Genomic DNA, 22,399 nt, shown 5'->3' on the forward strand with positions numbered 1-22,399 from the left:
GGTCATGGGTGGTGCTGCCCCCAGGGTTCGTCGACCGGGTGGCCCGATGTTCCCGCGCCGCACGGGCCCCTAGTGTCGTGCGGGTATCGCCACCCGATCCGAGGAGCACGATGCGCGTCCGTCCGGTCACCGCAGGTCTCGTCCTCGCCTGCTTACTCGCGAGCGGCACGCCCGCGTCCGCGGCCACCGCCCCCTCCCCCTCCGCCGCCGAGTCCGCTCGCCGTCAGCTCGTCTGGGGCCCCTGCTCGCCGCAGCAGACGGAGCTGCGCGAGGCGGGGGCCCGCTGCACGAAGGTGACGGTGCCCCTCGATTACGCCGATCCCGGCGGCCCGACGATCGAGATCGCCGTCTCCCGGATCGCCGCCACCGCGGCGCCCGGTCGGCGCCGGGGCATCCTGCTGTCCAATCCGGGCGGCCCCGGCGGTACCGGTCTGGACAACACGCTGCACCTGCGGTCGGCGTTGAAGGACGCGGCGGACCGCTACGACCTCATCGGCTTCGACCCGCGTTTCCTGGGCGAGTCGACGCCCGTCGTCTGCGCCCCCGCGGCACCGGCTCCCGCGCCCGGTCCCACCACGACCCGCCGCGAGGACTTCGACCGATCGGTGCGCGACGCCCGCGACACCGCGCGCCGCTGCCGCGAGCACGGGGACAACGCCCGACTCCTGCCGCATGCCACGTCGCCGAACGTCGCCCGTGACATGGACGCGATCCGCGCGGCACTGGGCGAGCCCACGCTCTCGTACTACGGCGTCTCCTACGGCGCCGATCTGGGCGCCGTCTACACCCAGCTGTTCCCCCATCGCGCCGACCGGATCGTCCTCGACTCGTCCACGGATCCTGCGGCGACCCAGTACGAGTTGTTCCGGCGGGCGGGCCGGCCCCTCGAAGAGTCCCTGGACGCCTGGGCCGGATGGGCGGCACGGCACGACGGGACCTACCGGCTCGGCAGCACGCCCGCCCGCGTCCATTCGCGGGTTCAGGAGTTGCTCGACGGTGCCGAGCGTCGTCCGGTCGTCGTCTCCGGCCTCCGCCTCGACGCGTCCCTGCTGCGGCTGGTGCTGAGGCAGCTCATCCAGCACGAGGAGTACGACCCGGCGCTCGCCTCCACCGTGCGCGACCTGGTCGACGCCGCCGCGGGCCGGCCGGTCGAGCCCGGTCCGGAACTCGCCGCCATGCTGGAGCTGCTCGCCTCCCCCGAACTGGCGGACAGCATGCTGGGCGGGGCGGTCTTCATGTGCGGCGACAGCGGCTGGCCCGCCGGGGGCTGGCCGAAGGATCCGGAGACGTACTGGCGGAACATGGAGCGCAGCCGTGCGACCCAGCCCGTGTTCGGTCCGCTCGTCAACGGCATGACGGCGCCGTGCGCGTTCTGGACGAGCACGTCCCGCGAGCCCGCCACGGTGATCGGCAACGACCTGCCCGTGCTGATGCTCCAGGCCCGGCGCGACAACAACGTCCCGTACGAGGGGGCGCTGGCCCTGCACCACCGCCTGACCGGTTCACGGCTGGTGACGGCGGACATCCGGGCGCACGGGGTGTTCGGGCGCGGGCCCGACGGCCTCACCCCCGTCCCCTGCGCCGACCGGGCCGTCGTCGACTACTTCCGGGACGGCACGCTCCCCGCCGCCGACCTGACCTGCCGGCGTACCGGGGAGGCCCGATGATCAGCCGACGCACCGGGCTGGCGACCGCGGCCGCGGCCCTGATCACGGGGGTGTCCGCCCCGGCGGCGACGGCCTCCGCACCCCGGCGTGCGACGCCGCCGCCTTCCCACGGACCACACCGCGGCCCGGCGCCGCGCCAGGACACCGGACCGGGCGGCGACACCGCCTCGCACGATCGGCTCCAGCGCGATGTGGACGCGGTCCTGGCCTGCGGGGCCACCGGTGTGCTGGCCGAGGTGCAGACCGCCGACGACCGGACGACGGCCAGGGCGGGCCGTGCCGACCTGACCGACCCGCAGGGCCCGGTCCCCTGGGACGCGTACTACCGGATCGGCAGCGACACCAAGACCATCACGGCCGTGCTCGCCCTCCAGCTGGTCGGCGAGGGGCGGCTCGCGCTCACCGACACCGTGGAGCGGTGGCTGCCCGGCGCCGTGCGGGGCAACGGGAACGACGGCCGCAGGATCACGGTCGCCAACCTGCTGCGGCAGACCAGTGGACTGAACGACTACCTCGCCGTCTCCCCCGACGCGGCCGACGTCTTCACCCCGGACGGGTACCTCCGCGCACGCTTCCGGAACACGGCCCCCGAGGACCAGCTGAAGTCCGCCCTGACCCGTCCGCCACTGTGGCTGCCCGACGCCGGACACCCCGAACGGGAGCGGCGCTGGGGCTACTCCAACACCAACTACGTGGCAGCCGGACTGATCATCGAGCAGGTGACCGGTCACCCCTGGGCGCAGGAGGTCCACGACCGGATCATCGAACCGCTGGGTCTGCGGCACACGCTCACCCCGGGCACCTCGCCCTACGTCCCGGCGCCCACGGCCACCGCGTACACCTGGTTCCCGGACACCGGCCGGCCGACCGACACGACGCTGGCCTCCGGCGGTGGGGCGGACGGTTCGGTCATCAGCACCACCCACGACCACGGCGTCTTCCTGCGCGCACTGATGAGCGGCCGACTGCTGCGCCCGGCCCAGCTCGCCGCGATGAAGGAGACCGTGGCGGCCGAGGACTGGATCGGCGCACCGGGCGTCCGCTACGGCCTGGGCATCGCCTGGCGGCCGGTGGCCGGGAGCCGCGACGGGATCTGGTTCCACGGCGGCACCCATCTGGGGATCGTCTCCGAGAGCGGGGTGACGCCCGACGGCACCCGGGCCGCGACCAGCGCGACCTTCGGTCTGCGCATGGGCGACCCGGCACAGGACGCGCAGGACGCTGCCACGTTGCGGCTGGTCGACCGGGCCCTGACCGGCCGGTGATCCGCGCGACGGGTGCCGGGCACGCCGATCCGAAACGTGTGGCACGGCCGCCGATGCCGGCCGGCCGCGCGGAAGACGCACCGCCCCGCACCTGCCGACACGGCAGAGGCACGGGCAGAGGCATGGGCAGAGGCATGGCAGAGGCGCCGAACCGTATCCGCCGACATGGCAGAAGCACCGCCCGTACCCGCCGACACGGGCGAAGCGCCGCCCCTGGACCGCTCAGCCCGTACCGACCGAAACGGCGAGCGTGCCGAGCCCGTTGTTCCCCTGTCCGCGCAGGGCGATCGAGCCGAAGGGGGTGCGCAGCCGCAGCCAGGTCCCGGCCGCGAGCAGGGCGACCGGGAAGTCCGGTGCCGGGCGCAGGAACCCCAGGGACTGGGCGGCGTGGACGGCCCGCAGCGGAAGGCCGGTGGAGCCGATGGTGCGGGACCAGATCTCGCGGCCGACCGTGTCCCGCTCGGCCCGCGTACGGCGGTCCTCGGGCAGCGCCTCGTCGCGGGAGCGGAACTCCGCGACCGCGGCGGTGACGGCCTCGCACAGGGAGACCGGGCCGGGCAGCCCGGCCAGCTCCCGCCAACCGGCGCGGGGCGGGAGGACTCCTGTCCAGGGCGGCCCGGTGACGGCGGCGGGCAGCACGCCCGATCCGGCCGCCGTTTCCTCGTCCCCGGTGCCGAGGGATTCGAGGAGTTCGCCCGCGGACACCGTGGTGTCGAAGTCGTGCCGTCCGGCCAGCCGCGCCGTCCGGACCGCCAGGACCTCGAACGACGGCAGCCTGCCGAACACGGCGAGCGCACTGCCGCCCGCCTGCATCCGCACCGCGGCGGCCCGGTCGTAGTGGAGCAGCCGCGCGAGGAAGGCCGCGAGGTCCGCGGTCTCCCTCGCGTCGGCGAACTCCAGCCGCAGCACGGGTACCGTCATGCCGCGGCAGGCTCCTCGACCTGGTACTGCTGGAGGAACAGCTTCTCCTCGGCGGTGATCCGCCGGGGCCGCTGCTCCGCCAGGTCGTACGGCACGACGACGGTCGTGGCCCGCACATACACCTGATCCGGGTCCTTGATCTCGTACGCGATCGTCAGCGACGCGGCTCCGATCTTCGTGACCCACGACTCGACGGTCACCGGCGCGTGCCGGTGGACCAGCGGGCGCACGTAGTCGATCTCGTGCCGGGCCACCACGGAACCGCCCGAGAAGGACGGCGAGCCGTCACCCGGCGCCAGCCGGAACATGAAGTCGATGCGCGCTTCCTCCAGGTAGCGGAGGAAGACGACGTTGTTGACGTGCCCGAAGGCGTCCATGTCCGACCAGCGCAGCGGGCAGTGGTAGATGTGGCGTGCCACGACGGATCAGCCTCGCGTCAGCTTCTTGTACGTGGCACGGTGCGGGCGGGCCGCGTCAGCACCGAGGCGGTCGATCTTGTTCTTCTCGTACGACTCGAAGTTGCCCTCGAACCAGTACCACTTGGAGTCGCCCTCGTACGCCAGGATGTGCGTGGCGACGCGGTCCAGGAACCAGCGGTCGTGGGAGATGACCACCGCGGCACCCGGGAACTCCAGCAGGGCGTTCTCCAGGGAGGACAGGGTCTCGACGTCGAGGTCGTTGGTGGGCTCGTCGAGGAGCAGCAGGTTGCCGCCCTCCTTGAGCGTCAGCGCCAGGTTGAGGCGGTTGCGCTCACCACCGGACAGGACGCCGGCCGGCTTCTGCTGGTCCGGGCCCTTGAAGCCGAACGCGGAGACGTACGCCCGCGACGGCATCTCGACCTGGCCGACATTGATGTAGTCCAGCTCGTCCGAGACGACGGCCCAGAGGGTCTTCTTCGGGTCGATGTTGGCCCGGCCCTGGTCGACGTAGGAGACCTTGACCGTGTCACCGATCTTGATGGAGCCGGAGTCCGGCGTCTCCAGGCCCTGGATCATCTTGAACAGCGTGGTCTTGCCCGCGCCGTTCGGACCGATGACACCGACGATGCCGTTGCGCGGCAGCGTGAACGACAGGTCGTCGATGAGGACCTTGTCGCCGAATGACTTCGAGAGGTTCTCGACCTCGACGACGACGGAACCGAGTCGCGGGCCCGGCGGGATCTGGATCTCCTCGAAGTCCAGCTTCCGCATCTTCTCGGCCTCGGCCGCCATCTCCTCGTAACGGGCGAGACGTGCCTTGGACTTGGTCTGCCGGCCCTTGGCGTTGGAGCGGACCCACTCCAGCTCTTCCTTGAGCCGCTTGGCCCGCTTCTCGTCCTTGCGGCCCTCGACCTTGAGGCGGGCGGCCTTCTTGTCGAGGTACGTGGAGTAGTTGCCCTCGTACGGCAGGGCGCGGCCGCGGTCGAGCTCCAGGATCCAGTCGGCGACGTTGTTGAGGAAGTAGCGGTCGTGGGTGACCGCGACGACGGCGCCGGCGTACTTGGAGAGGTGCTGCTCCAGCCAGTTCACCGACTCGGCGTCGAGGTGGTTGGTGGGCTCGTCGAGGAGCAGCAGGTCGGGGGCCTCGATGAGCAGCTTGCAGAGCGCGACACGGCGCTTCTCGCCACCGGAGAGGTTGACGACCGGCCAGTCGCCGGGCGGGCAGCCCAGCGCGTCCATGGCCTGCTCCAGCTGGGCGTCCAGGTCCCAGGCATTGGCGTGGTCCAGGTCCTCCTGGAGCTTGCCCATCTCCTCCATCAGCGCGTCGGAGTAGTCGGTCGCCATGAGCTCGGCGACCTCGTTGAAGCGCTTGAGCTTGCCCATGATCTCGGCGGCGCCGTCCTGGACGTTCTCCAGGACCGTCTTCGACTCGTCGAGCTTCGGCTCCTGCATGAGGATGCCGACGCTGTAACCGGGCGAGAGGAACGCGTCACCGTTGGACGGCTGCTCCAGGCCCGCCATGATCTTCAGCACCGTGGACTTACCGGCGCCGTTGGGACCCACGACACCGATCTTCGCGCCCGGCAGGAAATTCAGGTTGACGTCATCGAGGATCACCTTGTCGCCGTGCGCTTTGCGCGTCTTGCGCATGGTGTAGATGTACTCAGCCAAGAGAAACCGTCCGGCTATCGATGTGTGGGCAGATACACACCATCTTGCCTGACATCCATCCCCATACGAAAACGGGTATGCCGGGAGGCCACGACCAGGGACTGAGCCGGGCCAGGGCTTCCCCGGAATGGTCGACGTCCGTCGTCATTGGTCACCGTTGGCCACCCTCGGACGGCCCACAGACGGCCCGGAACCTGAACCGAATGCCTGGTCACAACGGCGAAGGCCGCAGTTCCTGAGTGGGTCAGGTGGCGTCGCGGGTGGTGCGGAGAGAGTTTGAGGTCTGGTGATCTGTGGGGCGGGAGCATGGAAGGGGGCCATTACACTTGTACCAATGGAGAGGGCTACTGCCCTCACCGTGCGAAGCAAGGCACTCGGCCCCCTTGCTTGCTCCCGGAGGGGCCCCGCTGATCAGCAGACCTTAAAGTCTCGGAGCGCCGCCCGCCCCGGCCCACCACTTCCTTCTTCGCCCTCCACTCCCTTCGCCTTGCCCTGTCGCCTTGCGGGTTCTGGGGCAGGCTTCTCGGTGGTGCAGCTTGGGTCTGTGGTGCGTGTGGGCCGCTGTGTTCCCCGCTGGGTGGGGGTGTGGTGGCTGATGGGGGTGCGGTGGTCGGGGGCTGGTGGTTCGCGGGGGGGCTGGTGGTTGTCCTCGGTCCGGCGGTGTGGAGGGCGGGGCAGAGCGTGTAGCAGGTCACCCCGTGGCAACTTACTGGTGGCGCGGGGCCGGGGGCCGGGCGGAGCGGGCCGCAGGCAGGAGCGGCGCCCGAGTCCCCGAGCCCGGCGCCGGCCCGCGTGGCGGGCCGGTGGGGTGTGATTCGCTGCGGCGGCAGAATGCCGATGGCCCAACCGCGCCGGATGCCCGGAAGGGCAAGAACCACCACGCCCCGCAGACCACGGCCACCCACCGCGGGCACGTCCCCTGCTGGCCGCCCCGTCCCCTGGAACGCAAGGGGTTGTCCTGCTCGCCCTGCCGCTTCCGTGTGGTCCTGGGGGTGGCTCTTCCGAAGGGGTGTATGCCTCTTGCCCGACAGGTTCCGGAAGTAGCGGTCCCTCCACAGGAGCACCCGGCATGGTCCCCTCCCCACCCGCAGGGTGGGGGCTTGATGAGGTAGAGAAACCTGTAACAGGTCCTCCACTGATCCCCGGCTATGCCGCGGTAAGGGCATCGGCAATGTCATGCATGTCATCGGTGATGGCGTCTGCTCGCGCCTCGGCGAACAGCTCAGCCTTGTGGGGCTTGTTGGCGTAGCCGATCACTGTTGCCCCGGCTGCATGAGCGGCCTGGATGTCAGTGAGCGAGTCACCGATCAGAGTGCAGTCCGCAGTGTCCGTGTGCATCCGTTCGGCTGCCGTGATGAGCGGGAACGGGTTGGGCTTCATCAGATGAGGTTGTCCGACCGGTCGGCCGACAATCCCTACGACGTAACCCTCCAAACCGTTTGCCTTCAAAAAGTGTTCAACGCACTCGGCAGAGTTGTTGCTGACCACCGCCACTACCCTTTCCGAGGAGTGCGCGGCCTGGAGGGCTTCGACTGCTCCCGGTGTCGGCGGGCCAGCCACCGCGACGGCTTCCACCTCCGCTGCCGTCAGCACACGCTCCACCTCCTGGCCCAGCTCGCCGTCAGCTTCGTGAGCAATGCGCAGAACCTCAATCGGGTCGTCGGTCTCAGCGGCCTTCGCGCCCGCAGCCACGTCCTTGGCTGCGACCAGCACGGTGAGTTGCTTGGCAACTTCGGGAGCGGGGAGCCCTGCGAACACATCGCATACAGGACCGTCGAAGTCGAAGAAGACCACGCGTGCGTTGGCCAGGGCCTCCGGGAGGCGGTCATCGTGCGTCAAGGTTGAAGTCCCTTCCGATGGTCTCCCAGACACTGTCGAACCACATGCGGGCCTGCTGGACCTGCTGGGCCCCACCGGAGGATTCGCCGTCGTTGACCGAGTAGTGAAAGAGCGTCGTGTCCTTGCCTACAAGGTCGTAGATCTCGATCGTCTCGCCCTGGGCGACAACCTTGTTGGGGCGGATCGGGTAGTACCCGAAAAATGTGTCCTCGTCGTTGATCACGTACAGCTTGAAGAATTGCGTGCCGCTGTGGACACGGACGTTGATCCGCGTCTCTGATACCAACCCCAGGTGTTCCAGCTCGTTGATCGCATCCCGGATGCTCCGGGTGTAGCCGATCATGATGTCGTGCATCCGATCCCGGAGCCGTTTGTCGTCTGCCCCATCCGCCATACGCACAGGTGCGGCCTGTGGCACAGACATGTCCGGGACGAGTATCCGCATAGTGATGCTTGATGGGGTCAGCCTGCCGACGCGGATCTTGTCCAGCGGTTCTTGAAGCGCACCGTGCAGCGTCTCGCTGGAGAACCCCGCGAAGTCGATCGTGACGTGATCCTGCGCGAAAGCCTGTTCTACATACGGTCGCAGCCCCGCCGGCCGTTCCGTTCGGTTGCGGACATAGACACCGCTGCCCTTGCGTGAGACCACGAGCCCTTCGTCTTCAAGGTCCCGGAGCGCGCGCTGGATCGTCGCCCGAGCAAACCCGTAGAGCTCCGTCAGCTCCTTGTGAGACGGAAGCTTCTCGCCGGGCGCTAGTCGCCTGGTCCGGATCGCTGCTCCGAGGCTGCTGGCTACCTGCTCGTACGGGGCTCGGTCATCGTCTGGGTCGAGGGGCTCGGGGACAAAGGTCATGAAGTCGATGGTAGGCGACTCACTTCAAGCGGGACAGTCATGGCAGTCATGTTGTTGACATGGCTAGCCATGTCTTCTAACTTCGAGATGTGACCAACCGAGATAGCCAAGTTGGTCATCTAGCCCCTGCCTGTCATCTCGAAGGAGAGACCATGCCGTCGTTCAAGGTGGACACGTCGACCGCTGTGGTGTTCGTTGCCACGGCCCCCGTGCCGAAGCTCGTGAGCAAGCAGACCGGTGAGATCGCGGTGGACCGGGAGACCGGTGCCCAGCTCGCGACGGTGGGTCTGCTGATCTCAGACGAGGGTGAGGGGAACCTGTACCAGGTGACCGTTCCGAGCACGGGTGTGCCGGAGGGGCTGGCGCCGGGGACGCCGGTGTCGGTGGTCGGGCTGAAGGCCCGGGACTGGGAGAACACGTTCAACGGGCAGACCCGGCACGGCATCAGCTTCCGCGCGGTCGCCATCCTGGCCGGTGCCTGACCATGTCTGACATCACCACGGTGATCGAGCTGGCCGGGGCCTTATCGGCTGCGGGTGGGCTCGGCTACGCGAAGGGGCACGCTCCTCGTGTGTTCTGGTCGCTGGCCGGTCTGCCGGTCGCCCGGGTGCGGTTCGCGGCCACGTATCACTCGACGATGGACGTGTGCGGGCTGACGGTTCAGCCGTCCCGACTGCGGGCGTTCATGGTCCGCAACGTGGCCCGCCGCCAGGACGTCCAGCCGGTCCCGCCGAAGGTCCGCAAGGTCCGCGGCTCCTTCACTGGGATGCGTGCCACCCTCCGGCTCCCCGCCGGGCTGGAACCCGCCGACGTCGCCGCGGCCTCGGAACGGCTCCGGCACGCCTGGGGCGTCCACTCGGTGCACGTTGTGGAGACCAAGCCCGGGTTCGTCGAACTGCGCATGACCGGCTATGACGTGCTGCGGCGGGTGAAGATGCCGCGCCGCCTGCCCCGTGGCGCCTCAGGGCCGATGGTGGTGCCGGTGGCGTTGCGGGAGGACGGAACCGCGTTCGTCCGCGACTACACCAAGATCCCGCACTCCCTGACCCTGGGTGCGAACCAGTCGGGCAAGTCGATGTACCAGCGCAACCTGATCACCGAGCTGGCAAAACTGCCGGTGGGGCTGGTGGGGATCGACTGCAAGCGCGGTGTCGAACAGCGCGGGTACGCGCCCCGGCTCTCCGCCCTCGCCGTCACCCCGGACGAAGCGTCGTCGCTGCTGGAAGCGCTCGTGGGGGAGATGGAATCCCGCTTCGACGTCCTGAGCACTCATGGGGTTTCCGACTTGTGGGCGCTGCCGGTGAAGGTGCGGCCGGTGCCGCTGGTGGTCCTGGTCGACGAGGTGGCGGAACTGTTCCTCACCGCGGCGAAGAAGGACGAGGAACGCCGGGACCGGATGGTGATGCACATGATCCGGCTCGCGCAGATGGCCCGTGCGGTCGGCATCTATCTGGAGGTCTGCGGGCAGCGCTTCGGCTCCGAACTCGGCAAGGGCGCCACCATGCTCCGTGCTCAGCTCACCGGCCGTGTCGTGCACCGGGTCAACGACAAGCAGACCGCCGACATGGGATTGGGCGACATCGCCCCCGAAGCGGTCTTCGCTGTCACCACGATCCCGCCGGACCGTCCCGGCGTGGCCGTGGCCGGTGACTCCTCCGGCGGCTGGTCCCGCATCCGCACACCGGAGATGAGCGCGGCCGACGCGGTGGCCATCTGCCACGAGCACGCGCACCTGACCCCCGACATCCCGGCCCTGGCCCCGTTCCGCCCGGCCGTCCCCGCCACCACGGCCCCGGCCGGTCCGTCGCCGCTGCTCAAGCCGGGCCCGGTCACCGAGTAGCGCACTCCCCTGCTGTTCCGGTCGGCGTGACCGTCTCGCGCCAGGTCCCTACCCCGCCCATGCCTGAATCCCGAAGGAATCATCATCATGGTTGCCAAGAGGGCCCCCACCATCCGCCTCGACGCCGTGCTCGTCCAGGCCGTCATCGCCGGGGCCCTGTCCTTCTCCCACCTGCATGATCTGGCCCTTGCGGCCGGACAGGACGGCTGGAAGGCGTGGGCCTACCCGGTCAGCGTGGATCTGCTGCTCGTCGCCTCCTGGCGCCGGATGCGGACCCACGCCGGTAACCGACCCGCCTGGGTCTGGTTCGTGATCGCCCTGGCCGCATCGCTGGGCGCGAACATCGCCACCGCCGGACTCCTCGACCTCGATCATGTACCGGCCTGGCTCCGCATCCTCGTCGCCGGATGGCCCGCCCTCGCCTTCCTCGGCGGAACCCTCCTCGCCCACACCCCCGCCCCCGCCGACGCACCGGCCGAACCCGAACCGGCCCTGGAACCCGAACTGCCGGCCGTTTCCGAGCCTGAACCGGTCCCGGACGTCAGCGTGGAACGAGCGCCCGAGCCGGAACCGGCCCCACAACTCCCGCCCACACCCGAGCCCGAGCCCCGTCCGGCGGCGGTCCTGGCTCCGGCCATGGCTGTTCCCCCGGCCCTGCTCGACCACGCCCGGAAGATCGCGGAAACCCACCGCGTCACGACTGGCAACCCGATCGACTCGGCCGCCCTGCGTGCCCGACTCGGCGTCCCGGCTCCGCTCGCCGACGCCATCACCGCCCAACTCGCCTGATCAGAAAGGGACAGCAGCCATGACCTTACGTTCTCGCCCCACCCGCGAGGACTACCTCGCCGCGGCTCAGGAGGAAAGGAACGCCGGAAACCCGGGCCTCGCCTCCCTGCTGGCCGAGGAAGCCGAGTACTGCGCCAACTCCCCCGCCGAGAACGCCCGCGTCGCCTCGGACTTCCCCGGCGGTCTCCGGCGGGAGGGCTGAACCGTGCCGCGCCCGAACCGCTTCACCAACGTGATCCGTATCGGCCCCGTCCAGGTCGGCACCCACCACGACGGCTGTGGCCGCACCCGGCACACCGCCGCGTGCACCGCCCCCGGCTGCGGCTTCTCCGCCGACTACCGCGACCGGTCCGCCGCCGAACTCACCGCCCGCACCCACCGCTGCAACCCCTGAAAGGAGACTCCTGTGCTCAACCCGAAGATTCCGCCCCCGGACACCGCCCCCTCCCCGGACATGTCCCTGGTCCAGCCGCTCACCGGCATCGTGCACCCGGCCTGCGACTGCCACCACACCCCGGCCACCACCCCGCCCCCGGCTCCCGCCTCGGCCCCGGTTCCGGTCGGCCGGTCCACGGTGCAGCTCACGCCCGGCACGCTGATCGCCGCCGTCGCGGGCGGGACCACCGCGGTCCTCGTCGTCGGCGCCGTCCTGGTCTCAATGCTCCTCGCGACCGCCATCACCGCCGCATCCGTCGCCGTCTGCGCGGTCGTCCTGCGCACGCTCCTCAACAACCAGAAAGGCCACTGACATGGGTCTGTTCAGCCGCAAGAACGACGACACCCCGAGTAATCCCGCCATGACCGAGCTCGGCCGGGAGTTCGCCATCGCCCGCCGCCACGGCGACCGCAAGACCATGCGCCGCATCGGCCGCGAGTACTCCGACACCGCACGCACCGACAACGACGCCGCCTCGTTCCAGCGCGGACAGGACGCCTACGACGCCATCCCGCCCATCAAGACCCCGCGCCGCAACCGGCGCCGCTGACAGCCCCCGGGGCGGCCTCAACCGCCAAGTTTCCGCCGCCCCGGGCGCCCACCCCACTCCAGATCCAACGGACCCGAAAGGGAAACACCATCATGCCCCAGAACACCCTGCCCCGGCCGATCTGCGCCCACTGCGACGGCTTCCCCAGCGTCGCCATCACCACCGGCCAGACCACCCCGGACGGCCACCGTCACACGCTCAACGCCGACTGCCCCGCCTGCCACGGCACCGGCCACATCCCCGCCCGCACCATCGCCCGCGTCGGGGTGTGATCGCCATGGCCCTCCTCGACTGGAGCGACAAGAAGCACTTCGACCCCACCGGCGACAAGCCGTGCGTGCTGTGCGACAAGCCCACCCCGCTCCGTTCCGACCGAGGCAAGCCCGTCCACAAGGTCTGCGCCGAAGAGTGGATCGACAACCACCCGCCCCAGGAGAACAACCAGTGACCGACGCCGCCACCGCGGCGGGCCTGGACCCGACCACCCTCGGAGACATCCTCCGGGTGGCCGGGTCCACCGGCTACGACCGCTGGGAAGAACAGATCCGCCGCACCGGAGGATGCGCACAGCCCATCCACCTCACCGGCGCCACCAAGACCATCGACCGCGCCACCGGCACCCTCCTGCACCACTACACCACCGACACCGAACCCGGCGGACGACTCCGCGTCGCCTGCGGCAACCGCCGCGCCTCCCGCTGCCCCGCCTGCGCCTGGACCTACGCCGGAGACACCTACCACCTCATCCGCGCCGGACTCACCGGCGACCCCGCCAAAGGCACCCCCGAGACGATCCGCGACCACCCCCGCGTCTTCGCCACCCTCACCGCCCCCTCCTTCGGGCCCGTCCACAACCGCCCCGACAACCGGCCCTGCCGCTGCGGCACCCACCACCCCGACAACGCCCCCGAACTCGGCACCGCCCTCGCCCCGGCCACCTACGACTACGCGGGCGCCGTGCTCTGGAACAACCACGCCTCCGACCTCTGGCGCTACTTCACGATCTACCTCCGCCGCGAAATCGCCGCCCGCGCCGGACTCACCCAGAAAGCCGCCCGCGAACAATCCCGCATCTCCTTCGGCAAAGTCGCCGAGTACCAAAAACGCGGAGCGGTCCACTTCCACGCCGTGATCCGCTTCGACGGACCCGACGGCCCGGACTCCCCGCCCCCGGCCTGGGCCACCCACACCCTCCTCGAAGACGCCATCCGCGCCGCCGCCGACCGCGTCGAACTCGCCGTCCCCGCGAACGAGGAAGCGGGATTCCCCACTGGGTGGGTTCTCCGCTGGGGCACCCAGCTCGACGTTCAACCGATCGGCGCCTTCGGCAATGGAGAAGACCTCACCGAACAAGCCGTCGCCTCCTACGTCGCCAAGTACGCCACCAAAGCCGCCGAGACCACCGGCACCGTCGACCACCGCATCGGCAACAAAGAAGCCCTCGTCCTCCTCGGCGTCCCCGACCACCCCCGCCGCCTCATCGAAGCGTGCCTCGACCTCCACCACGCATACCCGGACCGCAAGCTCCGCGACTGGGCCCACATGCTCGGCTTCCGCGGCCACTTCTCCACCAAATCCCGCGCCTACTCCACCACCCTCGGCGCACTCCGCCAGGTCCGCGCCGACTACCGCGCCGCCCAGCAACGCGCCGCCCTCGGCCTCCCCGACCCCGACGACCACCCCGAAGCAACCACCCTCACCCTCGCCCACTGGGCCTACGCCGGACACGGCCACACCCCCGGCGAATCCTGGCTCGCCGCCAACATCCACCGCGACATCCAGCACAACCGCGAACACGCCCGCGAACACCGCGCCGAACTCAAAGCACTCGACGAAGCGGAGGTACGGGCATGAGGCGCCCCCTTCCCGAGCGCTACCTCACACCGGTCGACCTGGCCGACCTCCTCGGCATCCCGGTCGAAACCGTCTACCAGTGGCGCCGCAAGGACACCGGTCCCCGCGGCTTCCGGGTCGGCCGGCACCTCCGCTTCGACCCCGAGGACGTACGCACCTGGGTCGCCTCCCTCATGGACAAGGAAGCTGCCTGATGGCCGGACACGTCCAAGACCGCTGGTACAAGACCGAACCCGGCCCCGATGGGAAGCCTCGCCGGGTCAAGACCGACCGTTACGGCACCGGTCTCCGATACCGCGCCCGTTACATCGGCCCCGACGGCTCCGAGCAGTCGCAGAGCTTTCCTGACCGCGAGAAACGCCGGGCCGAGAAGTGGCTCGACCGGATCAAGGCCGACATGGACTCGGGACAGTTCTTCGACCCGAAGGCCGGACAAATCACCTTCCGGGAGTACGCCGAGAAGTGGCTCAGTGGCCTGACGACCGACGCGGTCAGCCAGGAAGCGGTGAAGCGACGGATCCGATTGCACGCGGTCCCGTATCTGGGTGCCCGTCCGATGGGGTCGTTCAAGCCGGAACACGTGCGGACCTGGTTGAGCAAGCTCACGGTCTCGATTCCCAACGCGACGTACCGGCGGGCTATCTACGACTCGGTGTCGGCCCTGTTCAACGCGGCAGTAGATGACCGAGTGATCCCGTCGAATCCGTGCCACGCTCAGTCCGTCAAGGCTCCAGAGGCGGAACCGCGGCTGGTTCAGCCCTGGCCCGAAGGCCGTGTGTTCGCCGTGCGGGCCGGGCTACCTGACCGCTACGCGGCGACGGTGGACGCTGGTGGCGGCTGCGGCCTGCGTCAAGGTGAGATCTTCGGGCTGGACCAGGAGAACGTCGGCTTCGCCTCCGGGTGGTTGTACGTGCGACAGCAGATCAAGCGCGTGGGTGGCAAGCTCGTGTTCGCGCCGCCCAAGCGGGGCAAGCTTCGCGACGTGCCGCTGAGCCCGGTGACGGCGGCTGCTCTGCGCGCCCACATGGCTCGGTTCCCGCCGGTCGAGGTCAAGTTGCCTTGGAAGACGCCGGACGGGCCACTGGTGGCTCGCCAGCTCGTCTTCACCAGTGCCATAGGCAATGCCATCTGGCGCAGCTACTTCGACGACCACGTATGGAAACCGGCCCTGGCGTCCGCTGGCGTCATCCCGCCCAGAGAACGGGGCGAGCGGTACGCGGCAGCACCGGACGACGGTATGCACGCGCTCAGGCACTTCTATGCCTCGGTGCTCCTGGACGGAGGTGAGAGCATCAAGGCTCTGAGTGTGTACCTCGGCCACTCGGACCCCGGATTCACGCTGCGGATCTACACGCACCTGATGCCGAGCAGTGAACAGCGGACGCGTGCGGCTGTGTCAGCCGTCTTCGGACGCGCATCCGGCGTCCCTGAGAATGCCTGACGGCCCACAGACGGCCCACGGCCCCGCAACGGCCTCTGGTCAGCGACTCCTTCGCTGGTCAGGGGCCTTTTCGCGTCTCGTGGTCGCCAGAAACACACCATCTTGCCTGACGTCCGACCCCGGACGGAAACCAGCCCGCGCCTCCCTGCGGTCCGGGCGCGCCACGGGCCCCGGTACGACGACGGCCCCGGTACGCGGATGCGTACCGGGGCCGTCGTCGTACCGGGCATGAGCCTCACTCGGGGCCGCTCAGTCAGCGGTCGCGGGACCCCTTCGGTTCCCGCGACCGCTCCCGGCTACTGCGCGGAGGGCTGCTCCTTGCGCCTGCGGAGGAGGAAGACCGCGCCGCCGCCGACGACGACGAGGGCGATCGCGACACCGGCGATCACCGGGGTCGCGCTGGAGCCACCGGTCTCGGCGAGGTCGCCCGTGGAGTCGGTGGTACCGGCCGAGCCGCCGGACGTGGCCGGGGCGGGCTGCTCACCCTCGGTCTGGGTGTCGTGGCCGCCGCCGGTCTTGCTGCCGCCGGTCTTGCAGTCCAGGACGCCCTTGAACGTCTTGGAGAAGCCCTCGGGGCCGGTGACCGTGATGTCGTACGCCTGGTCCTCGCCGACCGGGACGGTCACCGTCTCGGACTTGCCCGCCTCGACGGTGTGCTTCTTGCCGGCCAGCTCGAAGGTGAACGCCTCGTCACCCTTGTTCGTCGCGGTGACGTCCACGCCGCCCTTGGTGCAGTTCTTCTCGGCCGAGACGGCCGGGATCGCGCCCTTCTTGGCCCAGGTCGCCGTCGCGTTCGCGGAGACCGTGGACTCGCTGGAACCGGCGAGGATCATGGTCTGGCTCTTGGTCACACCGGCGAAGGCCCGGCCGACCGGCACCGACGTGGTGGCCTGGACGGTCAGCGAGGCGGAGCCGTCGGCGGCGCCCGCCGGGACGTCGAAGTAGATCTGCGCCCCGTTGGCCGCGCCGGTGACCGGCCGGCCGTCCTTGTCGGTGATCTTGACGCCACTGGCGGCGTCGGCCGGCGGGGTCACGGAGGCCTGGCCCGCGTTGGTGTGCACGGTGATCGGACCGAGCCGCTCGCCGGACTTGCCGGAGACCGCGGCCGGGTCCAGGGCGAGGGATGCCTTGGGCTCGTCCTGGTTCACGGCGCTCTTCTCGAGCCAGTCCGCGAGCTCCTCGGCCGCCTTGTCGGTCGCCTCGACGTCGACGTCGTCCGAGTAGCGCCAGATGGCGACCTGGGTGCCCGCCGCCGCCGTCTTCTCGGTCAGCGGACCGGTACCGGCCTCCTTGGCGAGTGCCGCGAGGTCGTCGACCTGCGGGTAGGAGTGCTCAAGGATCCAGCGGATCTTGCCGGCGTTCTTGTTGCCGCCGAGCGAGGTCTGCCCCCAGGGCGTCTCCAGGTACTTCGCCCGGTCCTGCGTGGGGTTGTGGATGTCGATGCAGTACGTCTTGAGCTTGCCACCGCCGTCGACGGTCATCTCGAAGACACCGGCGGGCAGTTGCTGGTTCTTGCCGTTCGTGTGGAGCACGGCGCGGTCGTAGGTCTTCAGTCCGTCCAGGACTGCGGCCGCGCCACCCGGATGGTGCGTCGCGTCGTCGGCGACCGCGCTGCCGGCGCCGACGAGGGTGCCTGCCATGACCAGACCGGACGCCACCACCGAAGCGGCCAGCCGGGCTATGCCCCGCCGCCGTGGAGAATCAGATGTCTCCGTGGAAGACGGAACCGTCACTGAAGCAGCAGAAAACACAGAATTCCCTCCGGGCGGGACCCTCCGCGCCTGATGCGCGTGTGGGGATTGCCCCGCCAGTTGACTCAAGTGCCCCGTGAGTACGGGGGAATCCTAAGGACGAAGCGATGAACAGTCCCCCGTCATAACGTCGTACAACCATTCCGACTCGGAATCGTTATCCCCGGTTCTCGATACGCACCCCCGAATGCCTCCGCGTCGCAGAACCGTTGGGTGGCGTTCAGCAGACGGCCACGGGCCTCCGGCGCGGTGTCAGCCGCCTCGTCGACCGTCTCATCGGCCGTCTCATCACCCCCGCTCGCTCCCAGTCGCCGCGGCCGTACGACTGGTGATCTGCTCCCTGCCACCCCGTCCCCGCACCCCGGTCCACCGCACCCGGGTCCCCTCTGGCCCACCCCGATCCGCCTCGCCCCGGGCCCGGCCCGTCGCCACCGGCCCGGTCCGTCAGCCCCGATCCGGTCCACCGGCACCGGCCCCGCTTCACCCCGCCTCGGTCTCGTACCACCGGCCCCACCGCCGTCGGGCAGCCCGTCACGTCACCAACACCAGCTCCCGCCCGTCCTGCTGACGCGTTGTCGATCGTTTGCCCCGTCGCCGACCGGCCCGCTCGCCGTTCTCCTCCCGCCCGTTCCGTCCCTCCGGCCCCTCCGGCCCCTCCGGCCCCACTGTTCCTTCCAGCCCCGCCAGTGCTGCCGGTGCTGCCGGTGCTGCCGGTCCCGGCGACCTCACCGGTCCGGCCGCTCCGCTCGACCAGTCCGGTTCACCAGGGCGCTCCGCTCCGCCGCCCGGGGCGTCCGCGGCGTCCGCGCCGACCGGTTCCGTACCTCCCGCACGCGCATCGAGTCCCGTCCCGCTCCTCATCACCCGCCGGAACGCGGCCGTCCCCCGGGTCAGATCGTGTCCGACCGCGACTGCCTCGATGTCCACGAAGGTCCGGCGGCGACCGTCCCGTTCTTCCTCCCGCACCTTCAACCTGCCGTGCACGACGAGTGGTTCCCCCACGGATACGGAGCCGGAGAGATTCGATGCAAGGGCCCGCCAGGCCCACACGGTGTAGAAGCTGGTGTGCCCGTCGGCCCAACTCCGCTTCTCCCGGTTCCAACGCCGCGGCGTCACCGCGAACCGGAAGCGCGACATCCCGCCGCCGGCGGTCTCCCGGTATTCCACGCCCGTCGCCGCGTTGCCCACCAAGGTCACCAAGGTGTCGTTCATGGCTCCGCCTCCCCTTCGTCACGGATGCGTGACCGCACCCGCGCGGTCACGCATCCAGACTGGAGGAGAGGCGGAAATCCTGCCGACGCCTGTGGATTACCGAACGGTTGTGGAGAACTCCGTCACCGCCACGTACCGCTCACGCACTTCGCGGTACCGCACGAGTTCCGCCGCCACCGGGTCGAGCACCCGCGCCCGCCCACAGGCTGCCGCCGCCTCGCGCAACTGCCGCTCGGTCTCCTGCCCGTACCGTCGCGCGGGCCCCCGTGCCGCGGCCGCACACGCCCACTCCACCAGCGGCCCTCCGACGAGACCCGTCAGCAGCACCAGGGCGGGCACGATGTACCCGGGTTCGAGCACACCGACGATCTGGCCGACCAGCCAGAGGCTCCCGAGGATCTGCAACACGGTCATCGACGCCTGGGCCAGCACGGCGGCGGGCCACCACCCGGGCCGCGGGGGCCGAGCACCACCGCCACCGCCCTGTCGCACGCCGCGGACCGCGTCCGCCCCCGGCCGACGCCCGTCGGCCGCACCGCGCCCACGGCCCGAACCGCCAGACGCCCCGGAACCGCCCGCACCGCTCACGCCACCCGCGCCACCCGCGCCACCCGCGCCACCCGAACCACCCGAACCACCCGAACCACCCGAACCACCCGAACCACCCGTATCGAACGAAATACCCGAACCTGGCGTTCCGATGGTGCTCTCCACCAGCTCGTCCAGCGCCTCCGGCAGTCCTTCCGCACCGGTCACCGCCGCCTCGCGGACCGCCTGTGCCCAGGGGGCGGGCAGTGCGCGGGCGGCCTCGTCAGCCACGGTCCGCACCGCCTGCTCGACGCATTGCCGGGCCGTGAGCAGCTCCTCGGCGGGTGCGGGCCCCGCGGGTCGCTCCTGATGTCCCGGCCGCCGGATGGATTCGTACCGGCGCCACAGCCGCAGCCACGGCGTACCGCACGCCCGTCCCGCGTTCCCGCGCCATTCGCGTTCGGCCGCCCGTCCCGCGGCAGCAGCCCCGACGGCTTCCGCGAGCCGGTCGGCGAACTCCTCCCGGGCCTGCTCGCCGAGACCGGGCCGCCCTTCCGTGATGTACACCGGACGGAGCCGGGCCGCGACGGCGTCCACATCCGCGGAGAGGCGGCTCGCCGCGGCCGCGCGCCCCCGGACGAAGCGGCCGAGCGTCTCGCGCAGTTCGCCCACGCCCTCACCGGTGAGCGCGGACAGCGACATGACGGCGGCCCCGGGCTCACCGTGCTCGCCGAGTGCCATGCCGTCCTCGTCGAGCAGCCTGCGAAGGTCGTCGAGAACCTGATCGGCGGCGTCGCCGGGCAGCCGGTCGATCTGGTTGAGGACGACGAAGGTGACTTCGGCGTGCCCGGCGAGTGGCCTGAGGTAGCGCTCGTGCAGGGCCGCGTCGGCGTACTTCTCCGGATCGACGACCCAGATCACCGCGTCGACGAGGGCGAGCACCCGGTCGACCTGCTCGCGGTGCCCGGTGGCGGCGGAGTCGTGGTCGGGCAGGTCGACGAGGACGAGCCCGCGCAGCGCGTCGTCGCCGCCCGCACCGCCCTGGTGCGGGCGACGTCTGAGCCGGCCGGGAATCGCGAGGCGGTCGAGCAGTCCGGCCGCTCCGTCCGTCCAGGAACAGGCGAGCGGGGCGGCAGTGGTCGGTCTGCGCAGCCCGGTGTCGGAGATCGGTGCGCCCGCGAGCGCGTTGAAGAGGGTCGATTTGCCGCTGCCGGTCGCTCCGGCGACGGCGATCACCGTGTGCCGGGAGGAGAGCCTGCGACGGGCCGCCGCTTCGTCCAGTACCCGACCCGCCTCGGCGAGGGTGTCCTTGTCGAGGCGGGCCCGGGACAGCCCGACGAGTTCGCGCAGTGCGTCGAGCCGGGTCCGGAGCGACCCGTCGGACAGCGCGTACGCCTCGCCCCGGTGCGGCCGTGTGCCGTCGTCCGGCCCGGCCCCGGGCTCGGGGGGTGCCGCCCGGTCTGCGGCACGGCGGGCGATGAGCCCGTCGTTCCAGCCACCGTCCGCCTCCGGTACACCCGCGTCCGCGTCCGCGCCGTCCGCCCGGTCCATCCGGTCCGGGTCCCCGGTGGCCACCGGCCCACCGCTGCGGCTCGCACCCTCGTCAATGACGGCAGTCATCGCTGCCACCTCTCCTTCTGCTTCTGCAGTACGGACAGCGCGGCAATGAGTTCGGCCTGCGGCTCCGGGGCGACGTCGAGGGCGTCGAGCGGGGCGAGACGGCGGTCGCGCTCGCCGTCGAACACCCGGTCTACGCATTCGGTCAGCAGCGCGCCGCCCCTGTCGCGCAGCCGCAGCGCGCCCTGGGCACCGATCCGCTCGGCGAGCTGTTCCCCGGCGGCGCGCGTGCGTCGGCCGCCGAGCAGCGCCGAGGCCAGGAGCGCCGCCACCGTCCCGGGGTCGGGTGCGGCTCCGCGTTCGAGCCGGCGCACCTCCTCCTCCGCCAGTTCCTCCAGCGTGCGCCGCCACCGTCGTACGGCGACGGCGACCCGCCCGCCGATGTCCTCGGCCGGCCCCCATCCGCCGGTCTCCCGGCCGATGTCCTCGAAACCGAACGCCCCGGCCGCCGGTTCACGCCGCCAGTCCGCACGAATCTGCTCGTCGGCGGCGGCCACCGCACACCCCAGGAGCGCGGCAAGGCTCTCCACCAGGGCCTCCAGGAGCTCGTCGGACGTGCTGAACTGGGGATATCCGCGCCACAGGGTCCGGGCGTCCCCGGCGAGCACGCCGCCCTTGAGCAACCGCCGCCCGACCCGGTCGCTCTCCACGCGGTAGGCGTCCTCCACGACCGCGGTCAGCCGCACCACCGCCGCGTACTGGGCGGCGACCGCCCCGGCCAGGGCGGGCAGCCGTGCGTCGAGCGAGTCGATGACCCCGGCCGCCGTGCGCCCGACCGCCTGCTGCCGGGCCGCCGGGTCCTGGGCCCGATGGCTGAGCCAGGCACGCAGCGGGGCGACCGCGGTGGTGGGCAGCAGCCCACTGCCGCCGCCTGCCGATTCGGGCAGTTCGGGGATGGTGAAGCGCGGGACCTCGCCGAGGCCCGCCCTGGTGAGCAGTGCCCCGTACTGCCGCGCGACCTCGGCGATCACCTGGTGCGGCACCCGGTCGAGAACGGTGACGAACGAGGCGTCGTACTCCTTTGCCGTGCGCAGCAGGTGCCACGGCACCGCGTCCGCGTAACGGGACGCCGTCGTCACCATCACCCATACGTCCGCGGCGCAGATCAGCTCGGCGGCCAGCACCCTGTTCCGCACCACGAGGGAGTCGATGTCGGGCGCGTCGAGCAGCGCGAGCCCGCGCGGCAGCCCGGTGGCGGTCTCGACGCGCAGCGCGACCTGGGCCTCGTCCTCGCCGCCGTCGAACCCCCCGAGGTCGTCGAGGTTGTCGAGATCGTCGATGCCGTCGCGACCGTCGAGGCCCCGTGACTCCTGCGGCGGCAGCCAGACCCTGGTGAGCTGCGGCAGCACGCGGGCGCCCGCGAACCAGTGATGATCATCCGGATGGCAGACGAGCACCGGCGTGCGCGTGGTGGGCCGCAGCACCCCGGCCTCGCTGACCGGCCTCCCCACCAGCGAGTTGACGAGCGTCGACTTCCCGGCCCCGGTGGACCCGCCGATGACCGCGAGCAGCGGCGCTTCGGGGTCCTTGAGCCGGGGAAGCAGATAGTCGTCGAGTTGGGCGAGCAGCTCGCTCCGCGTCCGGCGGGCGCGGGCGGCCCCCGGCAGCGGAAGCGGAAGACGCACGGCGGCGACACGGTCGCGCAGGGCGGAAAGTGCGTCGATGAGCTGAGGCCGTACGTCCAAGGTCACCACATGCGAAGAATGCCCAATTTTGGAGCCTTTTTGAAGCGTATAGCCATCCCTG

At 70.7% G+C, this 22,399-nt stretch carries 22 protein-coding genes and 1 pseudogene; 14 read left to right on the plus strand and 9 right to left on the minus strand.

Translation table 11 applies throughout. The features are described 5' to 3' along the window. Positions 1-110 precede the first annotated feature (110 nt). Together ACFC79_RS05835 and ACFC79_RS05840 are read left to right on the plus strand one after the other, a co-directional pair. Entirely contained in the window at positions 111-1,667 is a 1,557-nt protein-coding gene (locus ACFC79_RS05835; RefSeq protein ID WP_376235676.1) for an alpha/beta hydrolase, read from the plus strand. Further along, positions 1,664-2,932 (plus strand): serine hydrolase domain-containing protein, encoded by a 1,269-nt coding sequence (locus tag ACFC79_RS05840; RefSeq protein WP_376235678.1) that lies wholly within the window; start codon positions 1,664-1,666, stop codon positions 2,930-2,932. The genes ACFC79_RS05835 and ACFC79_RS05840 overlap by 4 nt, the downstream gene beginning before the upstream one ends. 222 nt (positions 2,933-3,154) lie before the next feature. Here the strand turns inward: ACFC79_RS05840 and ACFC79_RS05845 are convergent, their stop codons facing one another. The 5 genes from ACFC79_RS05845 to ACFC79_RS05865 all read right to left on the minus strand — a co-directional run bounded on the left by ACFC79_RS05845 (position 3,155) and on the right by ACFC79_RS05865 (position 8,635). Beyond that, on the minus strand, positions 3,155-3,853 hold the full coding sequence (locus tag ACFC79_RS05845) for a hypothetical protein (protein WP_376235681.1): 699 nt from the start codon (positions 3,851-3,853) through the stop codon (positions 3,155-3,157). Continuing rightward, the gene (locus ACFC79_RS05850; protein WP_376235684.1) at positions 3,850-4,272 is read right to left on the minus strand and encodes an acyl-CoA thioesterase; all 423 of its coding nucleotides are present in this window, start codon (positions 4,270-4,272) and stop codon (positions 3,850-3,852) included. The genes ACFC79_RS05845 and ACFC79_RS05850 overlap by 4 nt, the downstream gene beginning before the upstream one ends. A 6-nt stretch (positions 4,273-4,278) precedes the next feature. Next, positions 4,279-5,943 carry an energy-dependent translational throttle protein EttA gene (ettA, locus tag ACFC79_RS05855; RefSeq protein WP_376235686.1) on the minus strand — a complete coding sequence of 555 codons (1,665 nt, stop codon included), beginning with the start codon at positions 5,941-5,943 and terminating at the stop codon, positions 4,279-4,281. A gap of 1,146 nt (positions 5,944-7,089) precedes the next feature. Continuing rightward, positions 7,090-7,782 (minus strand): HAD family hydrolase, encoded by a 693-nt coding sequence (locus ACFC79_RS05860; RefSeq protein WP_376235689.1) that lies wholly within the window; start codon positions 7,780-7,782, stop codon positions 7,090-7,092. Beyond that, on the minus strand, positions 7,769-8,635 hold the full coding sequence (locus tag ACFC79_RS05865; RefSeq protein WP_376235692.1) for a GntR family transcriptional regulator: 867 nt from the start codon (positions 8,633-8,635) through the stop codon (positions 7,769-7,771). Before ACFC79_RS05865 ends, ACFC79_RS05860 begins: the two co-directional genes overlap by 14 nt. A 152-nt stretch (positions 8,636-8,787) precedes the next feature. Between ACFC79_RS05865 and ACFC79_RS05870 the strand changes: the two genes are divergently transcribed. The 12 genes from ACFC79_RS05870 to ACFC79_RS05925 all read left to right on the plus strand — a co-directional run bounded on the left by ACFC79_RS05870 (position 8,788) and on the right by ACFC79_RS05925 (position 15,545). Further along, a complete protein-coding gene (locus tag ACFC79_RS05870) occupies positions 8,788-9,117 on the plus strand; it encodes a hypothetical protein (protein ID WP_376235695.1) in 330 nt (109 codons plus the stop codon). A gap of 2 nt (positions 9,118-9,119) precedes the next feature. Further along, positions 9,120-10,475, plus strand: a complete 1,356-nt coding sequence (locus tag ACFC79_RS05875) for an FtsK/SpoIIIE domain-containing protein (protein ID WP_376235697.1) — start codon at positions 9,120-9,122, stop codon at positions 10,473-10,475. A gap of 87 nt (positions 10,476-10,562) precedes the next feature. Beyond that, the gene (locus ACFC79_RS05880; RefSeq protein ID WP_376235699.1) at positions 10,563-11,264 is read left to right on the plus strand and encodes a DUF2637 domain-containing protein; all 702 of its coding nucleotides are present in this window, start codon (positions 10,563-10,565) and stop codon (positions 11,262-11,264) included. Between the two features lie 19 nt (positions 11,265-11,283). After that, positions 11,284-11,466 (plus strand): hypothetical protein, encoded by a 183-nt coding sequence (locus tag ACFC79_RS05885; protein WP_376235702.1) that lies wholly within the window; start codon positions 11,284-11,286, stop codon positions 11,464-11,466. Positions 11,467-11,469: 3 nt separating this feature from the next. Beyond that, complete coding sequence (locus ACFC79_RS05890; protein ID WP_376235704.1) at positions 11,470-11,658, plus strand: mobile element transfer protein; 189 nt, start codon at positions 11,470-11,472, stop codon at positions 11,656-11,658. A 12-nt stretch (positions 11,659-11,670) separates the two neighbouring features. After that, a complete protein-coding gene (locus ACFC79_RS05895) occupies positions 11,671-12,012 on the plus strand; it encodes a SpdD protein (protein ID WP_376235706.1) in 342 nt (113 codons plus the stop codon). 1 nt (position 12,013) lies between these two features. Then, a complete protein-coding gene (locus tag ACFC79_RS05900) occupies positions 12,014-12,250 on the plus strand; it encodes a hypothetical protein (RefSeq protein WP_376235708.1) in 237 nt (78 codons plus the stop codon). A gap of 92 nt (positions 12,251-12,342) precedes the next feature. After that, a complete protein-coding gene (locus tag ACFC79_RS05905; protein ID WP_376235711.1) occupies positions 12,343-12,522 on the plus strand; it encodes a hypothetical protein in 180 nt (59 codons plus the stop codon). A 5-nt stretch (positions 12,523-12,527) separates the two neighbouring features. Further along, the gene (locus tag ACFC79_RS05910; protein ID WP_376235714.1) at positions 12,528-12,698 is read left to right on the plus strand and encodes a hypothetical protein; all 171 of its coding nucleotides are present in this window, start codon (positions 12,528-12,530) and stop codon (positions 12,696-12,698) included. Beyond that, positions 12,695-14,104 carry a replication initiator protein RepSA gene (gene repSA, locus ACFC79_RS05915; protein WP_376235716.1) on the plus strand — a complete coding sequence of 470 codons (1,410 nt, stop codon included), beginning with the start codon at positions 12,695-12,697 and terminating at the stop codon, positions 14,102-14,104. The genes ACFC79_RS05910 and repSA overlap by 4 nt, the downstream gene beginning before the upstream one ends. Next, positions 14,101-14,298, plus strand: coding sequence for a helix-turn-helix transcriptional regulator (locus tag ACFC79_RS05920; protein ID WP_376235719.1), 198 nt, complete (start codon positions 14,101-14,103; stop codon positions 14,296-14,298). Before repSA ends, ACFC79_RS05920 begins: the two co-directional genes overlap by 4 nt. Further along, positions 14,298-15,545: a tyrosine-type recombinase/integrase gene (locus ACFC79_RS05925; protein WP_376235722.1), complete on the plus strand. Its 1,248-nt coding sequence runs from the start codon at positions 14,298-14,300 to the stop codon at positions 15,543-15,545. Before ACFC79_RS05920 ends, ACFC79_RS05925 begins: the two co-directional genes overlap by 1 nt. Positions 15,546-15,841: 296 nt before the next feature. Here the strand turns inward: ACFC79_RS05925 and ACFC79_RS05930 are convergent, their stop codons facing one another. From ACFC79_RS05930 to ACFC79_RS05945, 4 genes and pseudogenes are all read right to left on the minus strand, one after another. After that, positions 15,842-17,296 carry an LAETG motif-containing sortase-dependent surface protein gene (locus ACFC79_RS05930; RefSeq protein WP_376235724.1) on the minus strand — a complete coding sequence of 485 codons (1,455 nt, stop codon included), beginning with the start codon at positions 17,294-17,296 and terminating at the stop codon, positions 15,842-15,844. 831 nt (positions 17,297-18,127) lie between these two features. Continuing rightward, positions 18,128-18,508: pseudogene (locus ACFC79_RS05935) on the minus strand (single-stranded DNA-binding protein); the annotation flags it as partial. Between the two features lie 96 nt (positions 18,509-18,604). Then, positions 18,605-20,656, minus strand: coding sequence for a GTPase (locus ACFC79_RS05940; protein WP_376235726.1), 2,052 nt, complete (start codon positions 20,654-20,656; stop codon positions 18,605-18,607). After that, positions 20,653-22,338 (minus strand): dynamin family protein, encoded by a 1,686-nt coding sequence (locus tag ACFC79_RS05945; protein ID WP_376235837.1) that lies wholly within the window; start codon positions 22,336-22,338, stop codon positions 20,653-20,655. Before ACFC79_RS05945 ends, ACFC79_RS05940 begins: the two co-directional genes overlap by 4 nt. Positions 22,339-22,399 lie beyond the last annotated feature (61 nt).

The organism is Streptomyces sp. NPDC056061, from assembly GCF_042266885.1.
Lineage (GTDB): Bacteria > Actinomycetota > Actinomycetes > Streptomycetales > Streptomycetaceae > Streptomyces.